Origin of the sequence: Pseudomonas sp. IT-P4 (assembly GCF_949767755.1) — a bacterium.
Taxonomy (GTDB): domain Bacteria; phylum Pseudomonadota; class Gammaproteobacteria; order Pseudomonadales; family Pseudomonadaceae; genus Aquipseudomonas; species Aquipseudomonas monachiensis.
Genome location: NZ_CATKPX010000005.1, coordinates 1 through 242 on the forward strand (window position 1 = coordinate 1; position 242 = coordinate 242).

At 57.4% G+C, this 242-nt stretch carries 1 pseudogene; it reads right to left on the reverse strand.

Annotated elements, in window-relative coordinates:
- Positions 1-43 precede the first annotated feature (43 nt).
- Positions 44-242 (reverse strand): annotated as a pseudogene (locus ACM6IT_RS00030) (hypothetical protein); the annotation flags it as partial.

Genomic DNA, 242 nt, shown 5'->3' on the forward strand with positions numbered 1-242 from the left:
GATCAGGCCGGTTTTTTTGTGGGGCGGTAGTAAAGCAATTTATTCAGGCAGTGCGATTCTGGATCAGACGATCCGAGCCGCCTTCAGCGACGCGGTTCTGCAGGAGCTTGTCGGAACCACCTTCAGCGACGCGGTTTTGCAGGAGCTTGTCAGAGCCACCTTCAGCGACGCGGTTCTGCAGCAGTTTGTCAGAGCCACCTTCGGCCACACGATTCTCGATCAGGCGGTCGGAACCACCCTCT